The 21,426-nt window shown below is 39.8% G+C and carries 25 protein-coding genes and 2 tRNA genes; 14 read left to right on the forward strand and 13 right to left on the reverse strand.

Annotation, left to right across the window (positions count from 1 at the left end):
* The first annotated feature begins 350 nt into the window (after positions 1–350).
* Positions 351–1,049, forward strand: a complete 699-nt coding sequence (locus O4M77_RS09500; RefSeq protein ID WP_179993419.1) for a putative quorum-sensing-regulated virulence factor — start codon at positions 351–353, stop codon at positions 1,047–1,049.
* A 297-nt stretch (positions 1,050–1,346) separates the two neighbouring features.
* Complete coding sequence (locus O4M77_RS09505) at positions 1,347–1,697, forward strand: hypothetical protein (protein WP_323713396.1); 351 nt, start codon at positions 1,347–1,349, stop codon at positions 1,695–1,697.
* Between the two features lie 264 nt (positions 1,698–1,961).
* Here O4M77_RS09505 and O4M77_RS09510 read toward each other — a convergent pair whose 3' ends face one another.
* Positions 1,962–2,186 (reverse strand): hypothetical protein, encoded by a 225-nt coding sequence (locus tag O4M77_RS09510; protein ID WP_159124508.1) that lies wholly within the window; start codon positions 2,184–2,186, stop codon positions 1,962–1,964.
* A 621-nt stretch (positions 2,187–2,807) separates the two neighbouring features.
* A complete protein-coding gene (locus tag O4M77_RS09515; RefSeq protein ID WP_323713397.1) occupies positions 2,808–3,461 on the reverse strand; it encodes a hypothetical protein in 654 nt (217 codons plus the stop codon).
* A 205-nt stretch (positions 3,462–3,666) separates the two neighbouring features.
* On the opposite strand from O4M77_RS09515, the gene O4M77_RS09520 reads away from it, so the two are divergent.
* Positions 3,667–3,840 (forward strand): hypothetical protein, encoded by a 174-nt coding sequence (locus O4M77_RS09520; RefSeq protein WP_284879067.1) that lies wholly within the window; start codon positions 3,667–3,669, stop codon positions 3,838–3,840.
* A gap of 60 nt (positions 3,841–3,900) precedes the next feature.
* Here the strand turns inward: O4M77_RS09520 and O4M77_RS09525 are convergent.
* Positions 3,901–3,976, reverse strand: a tRNA-Arg gene (locus O4M77_RS09525).
* A 189-nt stretch (positions 3,977–4,165) separates the two neighbouring features.
* On the opposite strand from O4M77_RS09525, the gene O4M77_RS09530 reads away from it, so the two are divergent.
* From O4M77_RS09530 to O4M77_RS09560, 7 genes are all read left to right on the forward strand, one after another.
* Positions 4,166–5,101, forward strand: a complete 936-nt coding sequence (locus O4M77_RS09530; protein ID WP_323713398.1) for an ABC transporter ATP-binding protein — start codon at positions 4,166–4,168, stop codon at positions 5,099–5,101.
* Positions 5,098–5,871: an ABC transporter permease gene (locus O4M77_RS09535; protein WP_159124083.1), complete on the forward strand. Its 774-nt coding sequence runs from the start codon at positions 5,098–5,100 to the stop codon at positions 5,869–5,871. Before O4M77_RS09530 ends, O4M77_RS09535 begins: the two co-directional genes overlap by 4 nt.
* Positions 5,871–6,686: an NADPH-dependent 7-cyano-7-deazaguanine reductase QueF gene (gene queF, locus O4M77_RS09540; protein ID WP_313660238.1), complete on the forward strand. Its 816-nt coding sequence runs from the start codon at positions 5,871–5,873 to the stop codon at positions 6,684–6,686. Before O4M77_RS09535 ends, queF begins: the two co-directional genes overlap by 1 nt.
* Positions 6,687–6,705: 19 nt before the next feature.
* Positions 6,706–7,359, forward strand: coding sequence for a hypothetical protein (locus tag O4M77_RS09545; protein WP_180002837.1), 654 nt, complete (start codon positions 6,706–6,708; stop codon positions 7,357–7,359).
* Positions 7,360–7,648: 289 nt separating this feature from the next.
* Complete coding sequence (gene mltB, locus O4M77_RS09550) at positions 7,649–8,650, forward strand: lytic murein transglycosylase B (protein ID WP_166138288.1); 1,002 nt, start codon at positions 7,649–7,651, stop codon at positions 8,648–8,650.
* A 289-nt stretch (positions 8,651–8,939) separates the two neighbouring features.
* Positions 8,940–9,554 carry a septal ring lytic transglycosylase RlpA family protein gene (locus O4M77_RS09555; protein WP_004784482.1) on the forward strand — a complete coding sequence of 205 codons (615 nt, stop codon included), beginning with the start codon at positions 8,940–8,942 and terminating at the stop codon, positions 9,552–9,554.
* Positions 9,555–9,785: 231 nt separating this feature from the next.
* On the forward strand, positions 9,786–10,241 hold the full coding sequence (locus tag O4M77_RS09560; protein ID WP_005236656.1) for a DUF962 domain-containing protein: 456 nt from the start codon (positions 9,786–9,788) through the stop codon (positions 10,239–10,241).
* A gap of 45 nt (positions 10,242–10,286) precedes the next feature.
* On the opposite strand, the gene O4M77_RS09565 is transcribed toward O4M77_RS09560, so the two are convergent.
* The 3 genes from O4M77_RS09565 to rpsB all read right to left on the reverse strand — a co-directional run bounded on the left by O4M77_RS09565 (position 10,287) and on the right by rpsB (position 12,631).
* Positions 10,287–10,793: a DUF3465 domain-containing protein gene (locus O4M77_RS09565; protein ID WP_284879069.1), complete on the reverse strand. Its 507-nt coding sequence runs from the start codon at positions 10,791–10,793 to the stop codon at positions 10,287–10,289.
* A 74-nt stretch (positions 10,794–10,867) separates the two neighbouring features.
* A complete protein-coding gene (tsf, locus tag O4M77_RS09570) occupies positions 10,868–11,743 on the reverse strand; it encodes a translation elongation factor Ts (RefSeq protein WP_323713399.1) in 876 nt (291 codons plus the stop codon).
* A gap of 141 nt (positions 11,744–11,884) precedes the next feature.
* On the reverse strand, positions 11,885–12,631 hold the full coding sequence (gene rpsB, locus O4M77_RS09575) for a 30S ribosomal protein S2 (RefSeq protein WP_004784492.1): 747 nt from the start codon (positions 12,629–12,631) through the stop codon (positions 11,885–11,887).
* Between the two features lie 207 nt (positions 12,632–12,838).
* Between rpsB and map the strand changes: the two genes are divergently transcribed.
* A complete protein-coding gene (gene map, locus O4M77_RS09580; RefSeq protein ID WP_004784494.1) occupies positions 12,839–13,666 on the forward strand; it encodes a type I methionyl aminopeptidase in 828 nt (275 codons plus the stop codon).
* Between the two features lie 253 nt (positions 13,667–13,919).
* Complete coding sequence (locus O4M77_RS09585; RefSeq protein WP_005236666.1) at positions 13,920–15,155, forward strand: pyridoxal phosphate-dependent aminotransferase; 1,236 nt, start codon at positions 13,920–13,922, stop codon at positions 15,153–15,155.
* A 44-nt stretch (positions 15,156–15,199) separates the two neighbouring features.
* Here O4M77_RS09585 and O4M77_RS09590 read toward each other — a convergent pair whose 3' ends face one another.
* Together O4M77_RS09590 and O4M77_RS09595 are read right to left on the reverse strand one after the other, a co-directional pair.
* A complete protein-coding gene (locus O4M77_RS09590) occupies positions 15,200–16,462 on the reverse strand; it encodes an MATE family efflux transporter (protein WP_323713400.1) in 1,263 nt (420 codons plus the stop codon).
* Positions 16,463–16,944: 482 nt separating this feature from the next.
* The gene (locus tag O4M77_RS09595; protein ID WP_323713401.1) at positions 16,945–17,355 is read right to left on the reverse strand and encodes a GFA family protein; all 411 of its coding nucleotides are present in this window, start codon (positions 17,353–17,355) and stop codon (positions 16,945–16,947) included.
* Between the two features lie 161 nt (positions 17,356–17,516).
* On the opposite strand from O4M77_RS09595, the gene O4M77_RS09600 reads away from it, so the two are divergent.
* Entirely contained in the window at positions 17,517–17,960 is a 444-nt protein-coding gene (locus O4M77_RS09600) for a PaaI family thioesterase (RefSeq protein ID WP_180015240.1), read from the forward strand.
* Between the two features lie 12 nt (positions 17,961–17,972).
* On the opposite strand, the gene O4M77_RS09605 is transcribed toward O4M77_RS09600, so the two are convergent.
* Positions 17,973–18,416, reverse strand: a complete 444-nt coding sequence (locus O4M77_RS09605) for a hypothetical protein (RefSeq protein ID WP_166138302.1) — start codon at positions 18,414–18,416, stop codon at positions 17,973–17,975.
* A gap of 236 nt (positions 18,417–18,652) precedes the next feature.
* On the opposite strand from O4M77_RS09605, the gene O4M77_RS09610 reads away from it, so the two are divergent.
* Positions 18,653–18,728: transfer RNA gene (locus tag O4M77_RS09610), tRNA-Asn, on the forward strand.
* A 356-nt stretch (positions 18,729–19,084) separates the two neighbouring features.
* Here O4M77_RS09610 and O4M77_RS09615 read toward each other — a convergent pair.
* From O4M77_RS09615 to O4M77_RS09630, 4 genes are read right to left on the reverse strand one after another with little or no spacing between them, the layout of a single operon-like run.
* Entirely contained in the window at positions 19,085–19,738 is a 654-nt protein-coding gene (locus tag O4M77_RS09615) for a tRNA-(ms[2]io[6]A)-hydroxylase (RefSeq protein ID WP_179992703.1), read from the reverse strand.
* Positions 19,739–19,753: 15 nt separating this feature from the next.
* Positions 19,754–20,479 carry a pyridoxine 5'-phosphate synthase gene (gene pdxJ / locus O4M77_RS09620; RefSeq protein WP_180054103.1) on the reverse strand — a complete coding sequence of 242 codons (726 nt, stop codon included), beginning with the start codon at positions 20,477–20,479 and terminating at the stop codon, positions 19,754–19,756.
* A gap of 13 nt (positions 20,480–20,492) precedes the next feature.
* Entirely contained in the window at positions 20,493–21,203 is a 711-nt protein-coding gene (recO, locus tag O4M77_RS09625) for a DNA repair protein RecO (protein ID WP_034171228.1), read from the reverse strand.
* 11 nt (positions 21,204–21,214) lie between these two features.
* Complete coding sequence (locus O4M77_RS09630) at positions 21,215–21,412, reverse strand: NF038104 family lipoprotein (RefSeq protein WP_034593121.1); 198 nt, start codon at positions 21,410–21,412, stop codon at positions 21,215–21,217.
* Positions 21,413–21,426: the final 14 nt, after the last annotated feature.

Here is a 21,426-nt window from a genome sequence, read left to right on the forward strand (position 1 = left end):
GATCTTATCCTTGTCTTAATTATTATCTCTCATAATTTTTATAGTTTTATCTTTATCAGTTGATAAAACTAGACAATAATTTCCCAAGTTATTTCATTAAATACAAGAGATTATTTTGTTATTTTTCTAATAAATAGCGATTTAATTTATGACCATTCCAACACGATAAATTTAAGTTTTGGAAATATTTACAGAAACTTTGAAAACTTTTATTTATAAGTGTAGATTACAAATATTCTATATCAGTCAAAAAGTCTGCAATTAAAGTTGAAATCCGGCATTTCAATTGTCAGGATCGAAACAATAATGTTAGATTTTGATATCCACTTTTTTTCAGGCATATTCTCGTCATGCAGGCTATCATTCTCGATACTGAAACCCATACCTTGAATGGTCAACCCATTGAAATTGCCTATGCGCCTGTAGAGATCATAGACCATAAAATCAGTCTGGATAAAAGTCGCTTGTTTGATCAACTTTATTCATGCGACGAACCGATTTCCTTTGCCGCAATGGCCGTACATCATATTCTGCAGTCCGATTTGGAAGGACAACCGCATTACAGCAGCTTTGAACTCCCGCAAGAAACCACTTATATCATTGGCCATAATATTGATTATGATATTCGTGCCTTAGAAAAATGTGGCGTCGATTCATCGAATATTAAAGCAATTTGTACCCTTGCCCTCGCCCGCCGTGTTTGGCCAGAGGCTGAAGCACATAATATCTCTGCATTAATCTATATGATTACCAAAGGCAGCGAGCGCGCCCGAGAAATGATCCGTAAAGCCCATCGCGCCGATATGGATATCATTTTGACAGCAAATATCCTGATGCATATTGTGCATCACCTGAAAATCAGCAGTATTGAAGAACTCTATGAGGCATCTGAAGATGCGCGTATTCCACGGACCATCAATTTTGGTAAGCACCGTGGCACTGCGATTGCCGATCTTCCTGCTGACTATGTTCAGTGGTTACTTCGCCAGGACGACTTAGATCCTTATCTACGCAAAGCATTGGAAAATACGGCGATCCTTACGCTATAAATGAAATCTTTTCTTCCCTCTCTAAATATGGAGAGGGATTTTTAAATAATCATGTTTTATTTTATTCACAGCAAGTGAAATAAAATATTTTATAAATGGCTACCTTAGTCTTTAAAGCTCTTAACTAATCGCTATTCAGAATAAAAATAGATACAAATCAATATTAATTTATTGATTTTTAATAATTTAATATTTAATCCTTTCTCACACCTAACTGTTATTATACTTTAGCGTGATAGAACACACCTCTAAACAGGTGCATATAGGAAATAATATAAATTAATACTCTTTCTTCCCATGCAACATTATCTTGAATTCGATGCCTTTGATAATCCCATGCAGCTCAGTAAAGTGGGCAATTGGGTAATCACTTTTTTGAGTCCAGCTGAAGAATTGGACACTATACAACTTGCGATTACTTATGTACTGCCCCGCCAGATCAGTGACACATTACAGCCACGACGGGTATTAATTCAAAAGAGTTCAATCGAACATCATTGGCTAATTCAAACAATTGAATGTTTTGACAGCGCGACCAATCAGGAAGTACATATTAGGCCTGCAGATGAACTCGGACAGCAAACACTTCATCAGATTCTGGACGAGTTTGACCGTTATGATGTAAATGTCACATTAAAAGTTTTCTGAAATAATGCTTTTCTCAGAGCGTATTTTTGAAGAAGTTCATTTAGATCATCTATGTAGATAGCTTGATGCTATATAACATAAAAAATTAAGAAACTGAGAAATGATAGGAATTTATCCAATCTCTTTGAATTAAATTTATCAGTTTTTATTCTGCATCAAACTATTTATAAAGAAGCTGAACTAAGATATCAAAATCAAGTTCATCATTGGATGAGCTATATCTTTTTTTAAGGGTCGCAAAGCAGCATAATGAATCCCGGATCCTTATTTAGGTTCTAAAACACGATAGATACAGTCGGTCTGCTCACTGGCAAATAACAGTTCAATCGTTGGCCGGATAATTTCATCATCCACGACAATATATTCGACTTGCTGTTCCAAACGCTGGGACGGATCACTATGCTGAGCGCCAGCACGTAGTAATGCTTTTACATTCAGGATTTTGCCATACTGGTTTTTGACTTGCACTTCAATTAAATCTTTTGTCATCGTCATACCTCCCTTTATTGGCATTATTAAATTTGCTTGTCTGAATTCTTATAACATAGTTATTTGAAAGGCTTTCAAACGAATATGTAAGATTTTTTAGCGAGCACTTTTTATCGACTATATATTGCCGCTAATGAAGAATGTGCCATACAAATAAAAGAGTCAAAATTATTAATAACTCACGCTTAAAATTTTGCATTAAAAAGCCCGCATCGCTGCGGGCTCTGTGTTGGATGGCTAGTGCTAGATCTATTGCCTGAACCGAAGTTCGAACTCAACTAACTGTCATTGATCCGTCCAACTTATTGGTAGCGTCGTTTCGTTTTATAACCTACCATGAGTTCAATATAGCAGGATTTTTTTTACCTACAATACGCTTTTACACTTCTAAAAGAAGACTTATACAATATTTAAATTGTGCTTTTTCAAAAGCAGATTAAAATATTTTGGCTGGCTCAATAGAGCACTACAAACAATTCTATTCTTTTCTATCTCTACATCCTATCTATTTAAATTTCAATAAAAAATATTCTTTATTTATGTGAAAAATGAATAATTTCATCTAAATACAATTTCAAGTCTTAAGTAAAAGAGTTCGCTATTAAGGCGATTGATTAGCCACTAAAAGTAATAGCGAAAACCAAATTGATAAGTAACCCCATTTAAGTCCAGATCATCACTCTTACCAGAGACACATGCGCCATTCATACAAATCTTGGCGTCACGGTTAAACATCCATTGATAACCAAAAGATCCAAATAAATCTGCTTCAGGAGCAACTTTATAACCGACTTCCAATGCAACGGGAATTGTAAAATAATCCAATTCAAGATCGATTCGACCAAGATCTGCATTCGTTTCACTTTCATCTACCCAGCTCATTCCCAGACCTATAGAAACTGCTGAATAAAGCTGATCATTTTCCAGAAATTTATTTTTTATCCCCATTGCAACTTGATTGTAATCAATATCTGAACTTTGAAATTTATATTCGGCCCATAAGCTGGCCGTTGGATGGGATTGATATTCACCATTAATAAACAGCCCATCGAATGATTCGGTACCAAAAAAACTGTCTGATCCTATTTTTGAACCGGCGTAGCCAAAAGCTAAAGAGTACTGACTTATTAGGTTTTCTTGAGCATAATAAGGTGTAGTCGTAATAACTGCTTTATCTATTGCAGCAGGATTACCATATTGAATAGCTAAAGGTGTATTCGCTCCAGCAACTGAAGAAGCCCCAATCATTAACCCAATGAATAATAATTTTTTCATATCTATATCTCATTTTTATTGTGAGCATAAGATACTAATTTTTTGATAGAAAAACTACTCAGCACATCTATTTATAGAAACAACAATTTATGAGATTAAACAAACTATAAATACAACAATGTAATTCACCCACTTTTATAGAATAAGAGGGCCAAGAGCATCTTCTACAGACATTACTACTTATATTTCCAAGAGGTAATTCCCGATGGCTAAACCAGATGAAGAACTGAATGAAGAGTTTCCAGAAGAAGAGTTAGACCCACAAGAGAAACAAGATCGAGAGATTCAACGCGGTCAGTTAGGCGTAGATCAAGACCCTCAGGTGAAAAGAGATCTAATACGTCAAAAACATCAGGATGAAGAGGAAGAGAATCCATAATTTATTTTATAAATCTGGAATTTTTTTTATTCTAATGAGGAAAGTGAACTTATAAAATGATGGTGCGGCCAGCGGGACTCGAACCCACGCCACAGGCTTCGGAGACCTGTACTCTATCCAGTTGAGCTATGGCCGCAGCTTTTTGGAATGCGCACATCATAACAAAAAAACGCATAAGGTAAAGCAACTATCTATAACTTCGTTATTTTTATGCCTATCCTTTATACAGTTTGCCAAAACAGCAACAGAGAATTCCATGTGAATGACTTGGTTTATTCTGCAAGATCACTCACAATATCTCAACTTTTCACCATTTGAGATCTCTATGACTGATGCGCTGACATTAAGGGATTTGTCGAAGACCTATGGAAATGGTTTTCAGGCACTTAAAGGAATCAACTTAACTGTACCTGAAGGTGAATTCTATGCCCTGTTAGGACCTAATGGTGCGGGCAAGTCCACTACTATTGGTATTATCAGTTCATTAACAAGAAAAACCTCTGGAACCGTTGAAATTTTTGGTCACAATCTGGATACCCACCCTTCTGAAGCCAAACAATGTTTAGGCGTAGTACCCCAAGAATTTAACTTCGCCCAGTTTGAAAAGACCTTTGATATTCTGGTCACTCAAGCCGGTTATTATGGTATTCCTAAAAAAATTGCTCAAGCGCGTGCTGAAGAATATTTAAATAAACTGGGTCTTTGGGAAAAACGCTCTACTCAAGCTCGTATGCTTTCAGGGGGTATGAAACGTCGCCTGATGATCGCTCGTGCGATGATGCATGAACCAAAATTATTGATTCTGGATGAACCAACAGCCGGTGTGGATATCGAATTGCGTCGTTCCATGTGGGATTTTCTTAATGAAATGAACGGTAATGGTACTTCTATTATTTTAACGACTCATTATCTGGAAGAAGCAGAGATGTTGTGTCGTCAAATTGCGATTATCGATCGTGGTGTGATCAAAGAAGATACCACCATGAAGAATTTCCTGAATCAGCTCAATGAAGAATCCTTTATCTTCGATCTGGCTGCACCTATTGAGCCATTAAATATTGAAATTATTGGTGTGAAATTTAATTTAGTAGATCCAATGACCTTAGAAGTGACACTGGATAAAGCCCATTCCATGAATGATTTGTTCCAGTTACTGGAATCACAGAACATTCAGGTACGCAGCATGCGTAACAAGTCAAATCGCTTAGAAGAACTGTTTGTGAAAATGGTCGAGAAAAATCTGGATGGAGCTGCACAATGAATATAAATCAGCTCGGCGTCGCCTTATATACCATCGTTCATAAAGAAGTTCGCCGCTTTATGCGGATCTGGCCACAAACTCTGCTGCCACCTGCCATTACCATGAGTCTATATTTCGTGATCTTCGGTAATCTGGTCGGTTCACGTATTGGGGAAATGGGCGGCTATAGTTATATGGAGTTTATTGTCCCCGGTCTGATCATGATGGCGGTGATTACCAACAGTTATGCCAATGTCTCTTCCAGCTTCTTTAGCTCAAAATTTCAGAAAAGCATTGAAGAGCTGATCATGAGCCCTGTACCTTTACATGCCATTTTATGGGGCTATGTATTGGGTGGTGTAATTCGTGGTCTGTTTGTTGCCATTATTGTCAGTGCCATGAGCCTGTTTTTTGCAGACCTTTATATTACTAACTGGTTTGTGACTATATATACAGTACTCATTACCTCGCTATTATTCTCTCTAGGCGGCTTTATTAATGCTGTCTATGCCAAATCTTTTGATGATATCTCGATCATCCCAACTTTTGTACTCACACCACTGACTTATTTAGGCGGTGTGTTTTATGCGATTTCAGCCTTAAGTCCGTTCTGGCAAAATCTCTCTTTAGTTAACCCGATCGTGTATATGGTCAATGCGTTCCGTTTCGGCATTTTAGGTCATAGTGATGTCAATGTTTCCGTTTCATTGGTCGTGATTACTTTCTGGTGTGCCGTGCTTTACGGTATTGCTTACTATTTATTGTCTCGTGGTTCAGGAATGCGTGAATAATGAGTGTAGAACATTCTCTCCTTGGTAAAGACACCAACTACCCAACAGAGTATCAACCCGATATTTTGTTCCCGATTTCTCGTGCGCCTGCCCGTGAAAAATATGCCCATATTGAAGCTATTCAGCAAGGCAAAGACTGGTGGCATGTTTTTGAAATTTCATGGTTAAATTCTGCCGGCATACCTCAAGTGGCTATTGGTCGAATTACCCTGCCAGCATTTTCCCCAAATCTCATTGAATCAAAGTCTTTAAAGCTCTATTTCAATAGCCTGAACTTTGCCAAGTTTGATTCAAAAGAGGCCTTTATTGCAACTGTAGAAAAGGACCTCTCAAAAGCTGCCGGTGCTGAAATCACACTGGATCTTTTCCATGTTGATGAACTTGAAATTTCCAAGCCTGAAGGTATCTGTATTGATGACCTGACTCCGGAACGCCTGGAAAATCATCCAGATGCTTCTTTATTGTCTTTAGATCAGTACAGCGATGAAAATATCGAAGTACAACTCTATTCACATTTATTAAGAAGTAACTGCCCAGTCACTGGACAACCGGACTGGGGTACAGTATTTATACGCTATCAGGGCAAAAAACCTTGTTATAAGAGTATTTTGGCTTATATTATTTCGTATCGTCAGCACAACGGTTTTCACGAACAATGTGTGGAACAGATGTTTGCCGATATCTGGCAAAATCTGAAACCGGAAAAGCTGATGGTATATGCGACCTATACACGCCGTGGTGGATTGGATATCAACCCTTGTCGTGTATCGGATTCCACATGGATGCCTCGCCCTATTCGTTTAGCGCGACAATAAAAAACATTGAGGTTTAAGAATGCCTTTTTTTGGTTTTATTCCTTCTGCAGAACTATTAAATACAATTCAGACTGCACAGAAAAATAAAAACTCGAGTGAACCGCTTTATCCACTGCGGGATAAAACTGCATTAATGATTAATGATGAAATTATTGATGCAATTCTCACGGAACTGGTACGCCGTTTTCCTGCAAGCGAAAAACGCGATACGGCAGAAAAACTGGCAGGCTATATCAAGTCTACTGTGGCAGTGTTACTGAAACAGTTACTGAGTAAAGCACCAAATGAAGTCGTCAAGGAGTCGATTGCTTTTTCTGAACGCAGCCTGTTTAAAGATCCGGAAGGAAATTTCCGTATTGGTGAATCACTGGATGCCAATCTGGTCACCAATCTAAAACACCATTATGCAGAATTAAAAGCTGGCCAAAGTGTCGATAAGCAGAGTCTCAGCAATCTGTACAAACAGTTTGGTGAAGCGACTGTACGTCATTTCATGGTCGACTTTAATAAAACCTTAGATTTAGGCATGATTAAACGCAAGGCTGCTGATATTGGTGCTTCAGCGGTAATCAAAGCGATTAATATTGCAGCAGATAAAATCATCCTGAATTTAAATAAGGATGAACTTCAGGCAATGGCAGAATATCACGACACCCTATTCTTTACTGAATAAAGCCGCATATTTATTCAAATAATGCAGATTAAGCCTGACTTCGGTCAGGCTTTTTTGTGGCTTAAGAAATAGCTTGTTACAGTTATTGTGAACTAAAATACAAAATGCTGAAAAAACAACCAACCCTTTCCTGTTTTTAAGGGAGTTTATATGACTCCTATTCATCAGAATGTTATCTTTAATATTGCCTCTAATGCCAGAAAATTGAGAAAAGTGAATTGATCTTTTTCATGGCACGATTCAAATGACATAGCCACAAACCTATCAAAAAATTGGAAATCATACCAAGATGTTGAAATCGAATTTTTATAAAAAATTGAAGCAGCTTTCGATCCTTGTCAGTGCATTCGGACTCAGTAGTTTAAGCCTGGCCAACGATTTTCAATATCATCCCTCTTATGCCAGTTTCAAGCAAAACACTATGCAGACCTATGGTCTAAGTGCCCAGCAAGTAGACAGTGCAATGACGGGAGCAAAAAATCTTCCAAATATTATCAATATCATGAATCGTCCAGGTGAAAGTAAGCCATGGTATGCCTATAAGACCAATTTTCTGTCTGAAGGTACGATTCAACGTGGTGTACGTTTCAAGCAGCAATATGCTGCAACATTAAATCGCGCTGAGCAGCAGTTTGGTGTACCACAATCGATCATTTTGGGTATTTTGGGGGTAGAGACCGGTTTTGGCAGCAACAAGGGTTCATTTGTGACCCGTGATGCACTGGCAACTCTTGGCTTTGGTTATGAACGTCGTGCGCAATACTTCCAGGATGAACTGGCGGCATTGATCGCATGGTCATATAAAGATGGTGTGTCAGCATCCTCGATCGTGGGTTCTTATGCAGGTGCTGTGGGCTATCCGCAGTTTATGCCAAGTAATATTCCAAAGTATGGGGTCGACTATGATGGCAATGGCCATATCGATCTGCGCAATTCTGCAGTAGATGCGATTGGTTCAATTGCAAACTATCTGGCTCAAAATGGCTGGCAACGTGATCAGCCAATAGCTTTCCCTGCCCGTTATACCGGCTCGAATCCTGATTCTGTCATCGCAAAAGATCTGACTCAGCCAACGCCTTATGGAGTAATCAAAACCCAAGGGATCAGTCCGATGAATCCGATTGTTCGTATTGATGATCTTGATATGGTCAATGTTATTCAATTACAAGAAAATTACGGACCGATTTACTATATTACTTATCCGAATTTTCAAGTGATTACCACGTACAATCGTAGTCGTATGTATGCCACTGCATTGTGGCTTTTAGGTACAGAAATTACGAGCCGATAACAGTAAAATTTCCTACCAACCACTAAAGTCAAGATTTTTATTAAACAAAATGCCTATTTTTTAGGCATTTTTTACGACTTGTTACAATATTGATTATTTTTTAATCAGTCATTGTTTATTTTGCGTACTTTTTTTAACTATTTTAATTAAACACTAGACAGCCAGTTGCCAGCATGAATATTATCCAATTCGTTAAATGTAGTTGCATAAGTTAAATATCAGGCATGTTTATAGGGTTATCAGCTACTTAGGCCCAATCTAATGAAACATGCTGTTAGGAGTTGATTCAATGCATTCTTCTTTTCTGAAGTATTTTATGGCCATCGCCGCGACCGTTACCCTAACGCAATCGCAAGCAGATATGGTTCAGTCATCATCATTCAATAATGATCATGACAATTCGCGTCTTGCAGCGCGTGTATTAAACAAAGAAGCTCAAAGCTTCAATTCAAATTTCACAAATTTGAACAGCCTTTCAATCACTGAGCGTTCTGGCGATAAAGTTCGTCGTCAAACTATTGCAGCAAAAATTGCAATTCCTGCAGAAGAGCCTTCAGTGATTGAGAAACTGAACAATGTTGCTTCAAACACAGTTCGTAAATTCAGTCAGACAGGTACAGCATCTTGGTATGGTCGTCAATTCCATGGCCGTAAAACTGCTAGTGGTGAAACATTCGATATGAATGCAATGACTGCTGCACACCGTAGCCTGCCATTAAACTGCTTTATCCGCGTGACTAACAAAAACAATGGTAAGAGTGTGGTTGTGAAGGTTAATGACCGTGGACCATTCCATGGCAACCGTGTTCTAGATTTATCTTACGGTGCTGCTAAACAGCTTGGTATTACCAATGCTGGTACTGCACATGTCAATATTGAGCGTGTAGATGGTCCAAACTCATAAGATTTGACCGCTCTACATTTAACTCAAAGCCACAGTCATGTGGCTTTTTTATTTGGTGATGTAGAGCAAGAGTTCAAACTGCTTTTACCTATACTACTGTCGATGTTATTCCATTCAGGTATGAGCCTTCATTAGCTTTTACTCATCCGCTATCGATTTCATTTTGACCATACCTCCAAACTGTTTTATATTTTGAAAACTGACAGTACGTTCATGGATGGGAGCGATAGAATGAAAACAATATCCGAATGGTTAGATGAATATAGTGAAAGTCATCAAAACAAAACCAACAAACTGATCCATTGGGTCTGCGTGCCTACCATCTACTTTTCCATTATTGGCATCATGGCGCACTTTAGCGCTTTACTGACTGCCCTGCTCTTGGTTCTGGCTTTTGTGTTTTATGCACGTCTAGATATTGTACTGGCTGTGGCAATGGCAGCGCTAACCCTGATGATGGCCTGGTTCATCTGGGTTTTACCTGTAGGTATCGGCTTCTTTATTGCATTGTTTGTTTTTGCCTGGATTGGGCAATTTTATGGACACAAAGTCGAAGGTAAAAAGCCTTCTTTCTTCAAAGACCTTCAATTCCTTCTCATTGGCCCGTTATGGTGCATGGATGCCTATTTAGGCAAAGTCCTACCTAAATGGAAATCTCGTCAATCTGAGGCAATACAGTGCGCTTAAAGCGTATGTAATATCATTACATTTATAAAACCAAGGAAAATTCCCTTATTGATAGGTTTTTCCTTGGTGTTTTAACCAACCGCTGATGTGCTTATTAGATGGATCATGATGGGTCCAATGAATCACCCCACCTTTGTCGCTATATTCATACTCACCAAAAAACTCAACCTGATCCCCTTTTTGCATATTCTGGATGCGTGGCGCCAGATCAATATTGTGCGCAACTAATACAGTTTGACCAGTGGATAATTCCAGAATAAATTTCTGATGACGGGAACCTTCATTATCATCTTTTAATAACACTACCACCTTACCGCTCGCCTGAACCTGAAGATCACTTTGTCTTTGCTGGTAAGCTTGCTCTATACGCTGGGTATCATCAGAAACCTTATGGGTACTTTTTTGAACATGAGTCTGCTCTTGAAACGCAACTTCTGCTGAAGGTACAAAAGTATTGGTCGGTTGTTTAGATTCTGATAAATCCAGACCTAAATAAGCAGCCAACAAAAGTGCAATGACAGCCCCGATCCCCATATTGGTTTTATTTGCCATAATTTCTCTTTGATTATTCTTTATTTAGTCACAAAAAAAGCCCCATTCGGGGCTTTTTCTAATTCGTTACTGAATTATTTTGCAGCAGCCTGAGCAGCAGCAACTTCTTCAGCGAAAGAAAGCTCAGCTTTTTTCTCGATACCTTCACCGACTTCGAAACGAACGAAGTTAGCAACAGTAGTACCAGTCGCTTTAAGAACTTCAGCAACTTTCTTGTCGTTGTCGATTACGTATTGTTGACGCTCAAGAACAACTTCGTTCAGGTATTTCTCAACAGAACCTACAACCATTTTCTCAACGATGTTTGCTGGTTTGCCAGATTCAAGTGCTTTTGCTTCAGCGATTTCTTTTTCTTTCGCGATAAGGTCAGCAGGAACTTGTTCAGCATTTACAGCAACCGGGTTGAATGCAGCAATGTGCATTGCCAAGCCTTTACCAGTTTCAGCATCACCTGAGTAAGATACAACAACACCGATACGAAGACCGTGTTTGTAAACAGCAAGGTTTTCACCTTCAACAATTTTCGCACGACGTACTTGGATGTTTTCACCGATTTTTTGAACTAGCGCAATACGAGCTTCTTCTACAGTAGCGCCATCTTCAAGTTTAAGTTCAGCCATTTTAGCAGCGTCAGTTTCGTTTGCAGCAAGTGCAGCAGCAGCAACTTTCGCAGAGAAACCAGCAAAGTTTTCGTCTTTAGCAACGAAGTCAGTTTGGCAGTTTACTTCTAGAAGGATTGCTTTGTTGCCTTCTTGAGCAATTGTGATCGCGCCGTCAGCAGCAATGTTACCAGCTTTTTTAGCTGCTTTTGCTTGACCAGATTTACGAAGGTTATCGATCGCTAATTCGATGTCACCACCAGCTTCTGTCAAAGCTTTTTTACATTCCATCATTGCTAGACCAGTACGATCACGCAGTTCTTTAACCATGCTTGCTGTAACTGCAGTCATGTTTATCTCCTAAATTCGGTAGAAAATGAATTCTTTTTAGAACAGAAACGGCCCAGAGGATTCTCATGGGCCGCCTGCATACATAACGCTTACTTTGCCACCATCACGTGTCGCAAAAATGACAAGCTAGCGTCTAACGCATTAAGCCTCAGAAGCAGGAGCTTCTTCTGCTTTAGCTTGTGCATTTGCTTGTGATTGAGCATATTCTTTACCAGCAAGAATCGCATCAGCCATAGCAGAAGCATAAAGTGTTACTGCACGGATCGCATCGTCGTTACCCGGAATAACGTAGTCTACGTTGTCTGGGTTAGAGTTAGTATCAACGATACCGATTACAGGAATACCAAGGTTTTTAGCTTCTTTAATTGCAATCGCTTCGTGATCAACGTCGATTACGAATAATGCGTCAGGTAAACCACCCATGTTTTTAACGCCGCCTAAAGCACGTTCAAGTTTTTCCATCTCACGGCTACGTTCTAAAGCTTCACGTTTAGTAAGTTTAGCGAAAGTACCGTCTTGAGATTGAGTTTGAAGGTCTTTTAAACGGTTGATAGATTGGCGAAGAGTTTTCCAGTTCGTCAACATACCACCTAACCAACGGTGATCTACGTATGGTTGACCAGCGCGTTGAGCTTGTTCACGGATGATTGCAGAAGCAGCACGTTTAGTACCAACGAACAAAACTTTGTTCTTTTTGCTAGCCAATTGGTTAGCGAAGTTCAAAGCATCATTTAACGCAGGAACAGTGTGCTCAAGGTTGATGATGTGAATTTTGTTACGCGCGCCAAAGATGTATTGACGCATTTTTGGGTTCCAGAAACGAGTTTGGTGACCAAAGTGCGCGCCAGCTTGTAGAAGGTCGCGCATGCTTACGTTGTAATCTGCCATTTTCTTTACCTTAAAGTTTGGGTTAGGCCTCCATATATCCGCATTCTCCACCCTTGCGGGCACCCAGAGTAATGTGACGATATATGTGCGGATTTTTAATACACCATTCAATCAGCCTCGCAAATATATTCACGAAAAAGCATTTGATAAAATGGGCGGCTATTTATACCATAGTCACATACAAATTTCCAAAAGTTTTTAGAGATCATGAACACTACTTATCAAGCTCCCCGTCGTTTAATCAAATCCGCTGAAGATATCGAAAAGATGCGTATCGCTGGACGACTGGCTGCAGAAGTGTTGGATATGATCAAACCGCATATCAAACCCGGCGTAACGACACTGGAATTGGATACGATTTGTCATGACTATATTGTAAATGTGCAGAATGCCATTCCTGCATGTTTAGGTTATGGTGCAGCGCCTGGCCGCCCTGCTTTCCAGCATACAATCTGTACATCTGTAAACCATGTGGTCTGTCACGGGATCCCATCTGAAAACAAGATCCTGAAAAAAGGCGATATTTTAAACATTGACGTTACTGTCATCAAAGATGGTTTCCATGGGGATACCAATATGATGTACATCGTGGGTGGTGAAACTTCAATCCTGGCAAACCGTCTGTGCAAAGTCGCTCAAGAAGCCATGTATCGTGGTATGGCTGTGGTGAAACCAGGTGCTACTATTGGTGACATTGGTCATGCGATTCAAAAATATGTTGAATCTGAACGCTTTAGCGTTGTCCGTGAATACTGTGGCCATGGCATCGGTACGACTTTCCATGATGAACCACAAGTTCTGCACTATGGTCAACCAGATACCGGTATGGTTCTTGAAGAAGGTATGACTTTTACGATTGAACCAATGGTGAATGCCGGTGTTTGGCAAACCAAACTGCTGGGTGATAAATGGACTGTGGTCACTAAAGACCATAAATTATCGGCTCAATATGAGCACACTCTTTTGGTAACAAAAAATGGCATTGAAGTGCTGACTGCCCGTCCTGAAGAAGATTTGTCACGTTTTAGTGCATAACAACAACACTTTCTCACATAAATGGCCACTTTAAAGTGGCCATTTTTAGTTTATATTTCACTTATTATTCGCATCCTCAAAGCATATTCTTAGTTCATGTCTATCTAAACTACCTATCGATGTTCAAGATAAGGTTGCACTGATTCAGCATTTTTTTCGTATATTTTTCCAAATTCTTTTGCCCAATCTGCACCATTTTAGGCTAAGATAATGTGCTTTTTATTTTTTAATCCCTATAAGAAGGAATACTGCCGTGGACGTACGTCTCTCTGATCGTGTGAATGCCATCAAACCGTCCCCTACGCTTGCTGTGACAAACAAGGCTGCTGAACTGAAAGCTGCTGGTCACAACGTTATTGGTTTGGGCGCAGGTGAGCCAGATTTTGATACCCCTCAACACATCAAAGATGCAGCAATTGCAGCAATTAACAACGGTTTCACCAAATACACCGCTGTTGATGGTACGCCAGGTCTTAAAAAAGCAATTATTGCTAAATTAAAACGTGACAATAACCTTGATTATCAAGCGAACCAAATTCTGGTTTCTTGTGGTGGTAAACAGTCTTTCTTTAACTTGGCACTTGCTTTGTTAAACAAAGGTGATGAAGTGATCATCCCTGCTCCATTCTGGGTGAGCTATCCAGATATGGTGATCATTGCTGAAGGTACACCAGTAATCGTGAAATGTGGTGAAGAACAACGTTTCAAAATTACTCCTGAGCAATTAGAAGCTGCGATCACTGACAAAACCCGTTTAGTGGTATTAAACAGCCCTTCTAACCCGACTGGCATGATCTACACTAAAGCTGAATTAGAAGCTTTAGCAGCAGTACTGCGTAAATACCCAGAAGTATTTATCGCATCTGACGACATGTACGAACCAATCCGCTGGGAAGATGAATTCTACAACATCGCAACTGTTGCTCCAGACCTTTACGACCGCACTATCGTATTAAACGGTGTGTCTAAAGCCTATGCAATGACAGGCTGGCGTATCGGCTATGCAGCGGGCCCTGCTAAACTGATCGGTGCGATGAAAAAAATCCAGTCTCAATCAACTTCTAACCCAACTTCTATTTCACAAGTTGCTGCAGAAGCTGCATTGAATGGTCCTCAAGACGTTCTTGTACCAATGGTTGAAGCATTCAAACGTCGTCATGACCTGGTTGTGAATGGCTTGAATGACATTAAAGGTATTTCTTGCCTACCTGCTGACGGTGCATTCTATGCGTATGCAAACATCAAACCATTGATTCGTGCGAAAGGTCTGAACTCTTGCACAGAATTCTCTGCTTGGTTACTGGAAGAAACTGGTGTTGCAGTGGTTCCTGGTGATGCATTCGGCCTAGGCGGTTTCATGCGTATCTCTTACGCAACTGCTGACGAAGTATTAGTTGATGCACTTGCACGTATCAAAAAAGCTGCTGATTCTATCGAAGGCGTTGATGAAGCGATTGCTTCGATCGAAGCTGAAAAAGCTGCGAAATAATCTAATTGATTAGATAAAAAAACCCGCGATGATCGCGGGTTTTTTTATGTAGTTTGTAGATGCTTATGGTATTTAAGTCCCAAACAAAGCAAACACATCAATGCGGCAAAGGTATAGGAAATAGCCAGCATCCACCAGAAACCACTTATTCCTAAAACATCCAGATTGAGATTGAAGAGCGACACTGGATGATAAGCCAAATACCAGCCTCCGCCCAATCCACCTAATAGCAGTACTCCACTAAAAATAAACATGGGGAAGACTACTACTTTCCAGCAACGTAGCATATTGACGCTAATCACCAGAATCGCATCAAAAATATGCATCCAGCACAATAAGAACATCAATGCCAGACTCACCGCAAGCACATCCTTATTATCACTAAATAGAGTCACAATCGGTTTTTGAAAAATTGCGATCAAGATCGCCAAAACAACTGCGCTTGCGACCACCGCACGTAACGCTTTAAAAGTTAAATCCCAGGCAGATTGCACTTGATTTTCACCAATCCTGGTAGAGACCAGAATGCTAAAAGCAGAGCTCATCGAAAATGGCACCATAAACAGCAGGCCAGCCAAACCCATCGCTACTTGATGCGCATTCACCATTATCTCCCCCAAAGGCAAGATCAATAATGCAATCGCACTAATTGTAAAGACATCAATAAATACGACAATTGCTGAGGGTAAGCCGATTCTTAAAATTTTTAGCAGAGTCTTAAAATAGAAGAATTGTCCGGACCAGTGCACACGCAACTGTTTTTCTAGAAATATCAGGTAATACACCACTAATAGTGCCCATTGAACAGTCAGATGAGCAATGAAAGCTCCCTTAACCCCATAGGCGGGTACATAACCCTGAATCCCAAAAATCAGGCAATAAGCTAAACTCATTTTAAGTATTAAATAGAAAATATTGGCATAGAACACACGCTTCGCCTGACCACAGGCTTGCGTTAAAATATATAAAATACGTACTAACAAATGTGCTGGAAGCGTCCAAGCCAGTAACCATAAACAAGGTTGAATCAAAGCCTGTAATGCACTATCTGCTTTTAACAGATGTAGCAAAGGATCTGCATGAGTTAATAGCCATCCTGCAAATACAGACAGGACGATGACAATAAGGATGCTCTGTTTCAGAATTTTTTGAATATCATCAAAAGCACGTCGCCCATATGCTTCAGCAAGTTCCTGCATCATACCCTGCAAAATCCCCGTCCCCGAAACAAATAATAAAGAATAAATAGATAAACACACAGCCATAGCAGCCACATGTTGCGGTGAGTAATGAGACAGGAAAATCATGTCAAATATTCCGACCAACATTATGATGCTATTACTCAAAAAAATCGGTACCCAAAGATGCAAAAACTGTTTCATTGCAAAATCACTCTATTCTTAATTCTTTTCTCGGGTTTTATTTTTAAACTGAATTATTTAAAACTGAGATATACAGTGGAAATCACATACAATCCTTGTGCCATAAATCTTTATATTTATTGATTTTTATAGAAAAGTTTAGTTTCTATCTTTAGTTCGCTTATAGAAAATAATAATTTATTGAGCTCAGAAACTATGAGTTTTTTTCGTTCCAATTTAACAATTTAATCAAAAGAAAGAATGATCATGACATGAAAAGCAGGATGCTATTTGAAATACGAACCTGCTAATCAGTATTTTTATTTAATGATATATATGCACTTATATAGTGTTCTTAATTTTAAAAAGATTATTTTCATCAGATAAAATCACCAGACTTGCTCTTCCTTTATCTAATGATATTCATTTCAGGAGTTAGGTTGCTGGAACATAGCAATTACCTCAGCTTCTGTCATTTTTTTGGTTTGATTGTTAAATGAATAAAATGCTGGCTGATGATCTATATAAATTTCTAAATCGAAATCCAGATCCTCTGGCAGTTGCTCCAAAGTAAATACATTAATATTGGCAAAGGAATGATCTTTGGTCCGCCAGAAAATAAAAGTACCACAGGCATTGCAAAAACCACGCTCTGCCCATTCAGAAGTACTTGCAACAGATAAATGCTGCTGATCAATAAAGTGAATATTTTCTATATCAATCGACATTAATGGTCCACTTGTCTGGCGGCGGCACATGGAACAATGACAGGCAGCAACTTCATGATTTCTGAGCTGAACTTCAAATCGAGTCGCTCCGCATAAACATCTCGCTTTCATGATTATTCTTCCTCGGTATTATTATTTTTAATCATTTTACCGGATTCATCATAAGTAAAAGGCTTTGTACATTTCCTCATACAATTTTTTATTGCTGATCAAAGCACCATCTGCCTAAACTTGTCATTCAAATCCAGTATTTAAAATAATAAGGACAAGCTATGGATCTCAAGAATCTTTCAGGTTTGCAGATTATGCAAGAGATGCTTAAGGGCAATCTGTCTATGCCTTCTATGGCAACCACCATTCCCATGTCTGCTGGCGAAGTCGAACCGGGACATGTGACCTTTTTTGTAAAAGCTGATGAACGCCATCTGAATCCTATGGGAGGTGTACATGGCGGTTTTGCCGCAACTGTTTTAGATACGGTAACAGGCTGCGCGATTCATACTTTACTTGAAGCCGGTGTCGGTTATGGCACAATTGATCTGAATGTAAAAATGTGCCGTCCAATTCCTCACAACCAAGAACTAAAAGCGATCGGAAAATCAATTAATCTCAGTAAAAACCTAGGTATTTCCGAAGGTCAAATTCTGGATGACGAAGGTCGTATTTATGCCCATGCCACAGCAACCTGTATGATTTTTCGCAATTCCGACCATTAACGTGTTTAAGGCTTAAAGTACGCCCCATTTCCCTTGCGGTGCTTTTACCAGCTTCGGCTGAGTCAAAGCCCGATATTCAAAATAATGCTTAGAAACATTCGATACACTCAGCACCTGAGTTTCTTTAGCAGAAGCCTGCCACACTTTAGACTGGTTCGACCCAGTCAGAAGATTGCCAGTAAGCGCATAAATATAAAGTTCTTTTTGCCGAGTTTCAGGCGTGTTCAGAAAGATCTCAAAGCTAAATTGGCGTTCTTGTTCGACCAGCCACTTTTCTGCAAACCATAATTGCAGCAAGTCACCCAGATACAATTGTTTGGTCGCTAAGGGCCATAAACGGATTTCTGCACCAGCCACAGGGGTAAAGTATTGAGCTGAATCTTGAATAATATCGAGATAATGATCTTGATAAAAAGACAGTTGAGAGAAGATTTGAGGGATAGTGAGCGTATTCATTCGCTTTCTCCGGTTTAGCCATTTTTGTGCTGGCAAGTAGGTTTAAATCCACACTGTTTGACCATTTGGTCAAACGACTTTATGTTTTCAATCTAGCAAGTGAAATTTGTTCTGACAAGCATTTTTTAAGAATTTAATGCAATCGTTTAAATTAAAATCAGATAAGTGCAATTTGTAATAAATATGACAGTTTTTTCTTGACCCTTTGCAAAATCTCTCTATAATCGCATTCAGATTCTCCCATAGCTCAGTCGGTAGAGCGACGGACTGTTAATCCGCAGGTCCCTGGTTCGAGCCCAGGTGGGAGAGCCAAATTCAAGAAAGCCCAAACATTTAAGACTTGGGCTTTTTTATTGCCTGAAATTTCATTTATAAAATGATTCGATTCTTCTTTTCTCTTATATATTCTTACTCTGCCCTTTTATTTACCTAGTTAGATTGGCTTATATTCTCGTTTAATCAAATGTGCTGTTATAAGCCGTTATTCTAAAATTGACGACAGCTTTTGCTATCTTGCACTTCAAGTTTTTCCTTCTAATCAAATTTTAAAATGCTTAGGCTATTTTAAATCCTTTCAATAGATAAATAAGCTAGGTAGCGAATCTTATATTTATAAAAAAATCCCCCGATTTGGAGGATATTTTTTAATGTCTTAATTGAGTAGCTTTTTAAGCTGCTTTTGCAGGCACACCACTGTGGAAACGGAACATTTCATCTGGACTAAGAATCAGATTCTTTTCTACTTCACGGATATGCTCAATTCGGCTTTGAATATCTTCTTGTGGATTTTTCAGTTTAGCGGTTTTTGCCACATCTAAAGCTAAGGCCAAGTAGTCCTCAAAATGGCGAGATTCAGATTTAAGCAAGTAACGGTAGTAACGTCCTAGCTCATCATCCACCAGCGGCGCAAGCGCATAGAATCGCTCACAAGAACGTGCTTCTACAAAAGCACCAATCACCAGCACATCAATTAATGCTTCGGGTTCATAGGTCCGGATTTCCTTACGCAAACCACCTGCATAACGCCCTGCACTGAGTCCAATCCATTGCTGGCCACGCTTATTCATGAATTCCAGCACCTGTTCATAGTGCAGCATTTCTTCACGGACCAGTTGCGCCAGTTTCACTTGTAAATCTACGAAGAAGCTATAGCGGAACATCAGGTTCATTGCTGTACTGGCTGCTTTCTTCTCACAGTTGGCATGATCCTGCATCAGAATTTCCAGATTCTGTAATGCCTCATCGAGCCAGGCTTTTGGTGTTTCACAACCTAAGAAGCCAATGACAGGCTTCATCAGTTCATCATAATCAATATTTGACATATATCTTTTGCAATCTTAACGCGCAGCTTTAATTGCAGCCTTCATTTGTTGTACAGCTTGCGCCAGTCCAACAAAAACTGCATCTGCAATAATCGAGTGACCAATATTTAATTCATGAATTTGAGGAATCGCAGCAATTGGAGTGACATTATCCAGGTTCAGACCGTGACCTGCATTGACCACCAGACCTTTAGAAGCCGCATACTCTGCCCCTTTGATAATGCGATCCAGCTCAACTTGCTGTGCTTCAGGTGTTGCTGCATCGGCATAAGCACCTGTATGAAGCTCAATTGTAGGTGCGCCACAAGCGACTGCCGCATCAATCTGGGCAATGTCTGCATCAATAAATAGCGACACGTCACAGCCAATCGCAGACAGTTCCTGGGTGGCTTTTTTCACATCTTCAAAATGACCAACGACATCCAGACCACCTTCAGTCGTCACTTCCTGACGCTTTTCTGGTACAAAGCAGACATGCTGCGGCTGGATTTCTTTAGCAATCGCCACCATTTCATCAGTTACGGCCATTTCCAGGTTCATATGGGTAGTTAATACCGGACGCATACGACGTACATCTTCATCCTGAATATGTCGACGGTCTTCGCGCAAATGCAGGGTAATTCCCTCTGCACCGGCCTGCTCACAGATCAATGCAGCATTGACTGGGTCTGGGTACGTCGTACCACGTGCTTGTCTTAAAGTTGCGACATGGTCAATATTGACACCAAGTAATGCAGCCATACTATTTTCCTAACTACGATTGAGATTGAGAATTTTGGATCCACAATTGTCGACTTTTCAGTGGTCGGTCACCGAGTAAAGCAGTGATCACCTGTCGATATAGCTTCGTCAGTAATTGTAACTGTTCTGGATTAAAATCCCTACCATTTTCATAGTGCTGCATTGTTAAAATCTGCTGACCTGACATGGTTGAGCGCAAGGCCTTGGCCGAAGGCATAAAACCTTCATTCAACTGAAAATAGTAATGTTGCACGGGATTGATTTGTGCCTGATTGGCATCGACTGAAAAATCCAGTTCATAGCCCAGTTCTTCTAATAAGATATGTTCAAACTGACGCAGAACCTGTTTTAAATAAGTATTGGGATTTTCCTGATCGGAGAGTTTTTGCAAGGCATTCAACGTTTCGCCATATTTGGCAAAGGTCAGCGGCATTTGCACTTCAAGCGGACATAAACGCAACAGGATTTCATTCAGATAAAAGCCAGAAAAGAAGGCATCACCGAAAAAAAAGATCGGCTGATTAACAATTTCTAATTTGGTGAAGTTTTTCAGTTCAGATTTGCCTGAAGCTAACAAGCTGATGGGTTGATATTGGGGTGGAGGATTTTGTCTCAGTATCCCGTCGATACGGCCATATTCCTGGGTAAATAAATGCACAATATGACTGCGATCGCGGTATTTACGATGATGAATCAGATATCCATGCAGCACTTCATTACGCATAGGCTGCTTCTTTAATCTTTATTCTTTTTTGAGTTTTTCTCGTCTTCTTCGTCATCCCCATCAGGAATGGCGGCACCCACAACAGCCGCGGTCCCTTTGACCGCGTACTTTGTGGTTTTATAGGCAACTTTGGCAGGAACGGTCACTACTTTATGAATACAGCCCTGCAAAAATAAAACACATGCAATGACTGCCAGAAATTTCATCATGATCCGTTCCCGTC

It is taken from the genome of Acinetobacter sp. YWS30-1, assembly GCF_033558715.1.
Lineage (GTDB): Bacteria > Pseudomonadota > Gammaproteobacteria > Pseudomonadales > Moraxellaceae > Acinetobacter.

Coding starts and splice junctions, on each gene's coding strand:
- O4M77_RS09520 (WP_284879067.1), top strand. CDS start 3,667: ATGGCTAAACCAGATGAAGAACTGAATGAAGAGTTTCCAGAAGAAGAG.
- O4M77_RS09555 (WP_004784482.1), top strand. CDS start 8,940: ATGCATTCTTCTTTTCTGAAGTATTTTATGGCCATCGCCGCGACCGTT.
- O4M77_RS09545 (WP_180002837.1), top strand. CDS start 6,706: ATGCCTTTTTTTGGTTTTATTCCTTCTGCAGAACTATTAAATACAATT.
- O4M77_RS09605 (WP_166138302.1), bottom strand. CDS start 18,416: ATGAATACGCTCACTATCCCTCAAATCTTCTCTCAACTGTCTTTTTAT.
- O4M77_RS09595 (WP_323713401.1), bottom strand. CDS start 17,355: ATGAAAGCGAGATGTTTATGCGGAGCGACTCGATTTGAAGTTCAGCTC.
- queF (WP_313660238.1), top strand. CDS start 5,871: ATGAGTGTAGAACATTCTCTCCTTGGTAAAGACACCAACTACCCAACA.
- O4M77_RS09600 (WP_180015240.1), top strand. CDS start 17,517: ATGGATCTCAAGAATCTTTCAGGTTTGCAGATTATGCAAGAGATGCTT.
- O4M77_RS09500 (WP_179993419.1), top strand. CDS start 351: ATGCAGGCTATCATTCTCGATACTGAAACCCATACCTTGAATGGTCAA.
- rpsB (WP_004784492.1), bottom strand. CDS start 12,631: ATGGCAGATTACAACGTAAGCATGCGCGACCTTCTACAAGCTGGCGCG.
- O4M77_RS09615 (WP_179992703.1), bottom strand. CDS start 19,738: ATGTCAAATATTGATTATGATGAACTGATGAAGCCTGTCATTGGCTTC.
- O4M77_RS09590 (WP_323713400.1), bottom strand. CDS start 16,462: ATGATTTTCCTGTCTCATTACTCACCGCAACATGTGGCTGCTATGGCT.
- O4M77_RS09565 (WP_284879069.1), bottom strand. CDS start 10,793: ATGGCAAATAAAACCAATATGGGGATCGGGGCTGTCATTGCACTTTTG.
- O4M77_RS09505 (WP_323713396.1), top strand. CDS start 1,347: ATGCAACATTATCTTGAATTCGATGCCTTTGATAATCCCATGCAGCTC.
- O4M77_RS09630 (WP_034593121.1), bottom strand. CDS start 21,412: ATGATGAAATTTCTGGCAGTCATTGCATGTGTTTTATTTTTGCAGGGC.
- recO (WP_034171228.1), bottom strand. CDS start 21,203: ATGCGTAATGAAGTGCTGCATGGATATCTGATTCATCATCGTAAATAC.
- O4M77_RS09530 (WP_323713398.1), top strand. CDS start 4,166: ATGACTGATGCGCTGACATTAAGGGATTTGTCGAAGACCTATGGAAAT.
- pdxJ (WP_180054103.1), bottom strand. CDS start 20,479: ATGGCTGCATTACTTGGTGTCAATATTGACCATGTCGCAACTTTAAGA.
- O4M77_RS09560 (WP_005236656.1), top strand. CDS start 9,786: ATGAAAACAATATCCGAATGGTTAGATGAATATAGTGAAAGTCATCAA.
- O4M77_RS09535 (WP_159124083.1), top strand. CDS start 5,098: ATGAATATAAATCAGCTCGGCGTCGCCTTATATACCATCGTTCATAAA.
- tsf (WP_323713399.1), bottom strand. CDS start 11,743: ATGACTGCAGTTACAGCAAGCATGGTTAAAGAACTGCGTGATCGTACT.
- O4M77_RS09510 (WP_159124508.1), bottom strand. CDS start 2,186: ATGACAAAAGATTTAATTGAAGTGCAAGTCAAAAACCAGTATGGCAAA.
- O4M77_RS09515 (WP_323713397.1), bottom strand. CDS start 3,461: ATGAAAAAATTATTATTCATTGGGTTAATGATTGGGGCTTCTTCAGTT.
- mltB (WP_166138288.1), top strand. CDS start 7,649: ATGTTGAAATCGAATTTTTATAAAAAATTGAAGCAGCTTTCGATCCTT.
- map (WP_004784494.1), top strand. CDS start 12,839: ATGAACACTACTTATCAAGCTCCCCGTCGTTTAATCAAATCCGCTGAA.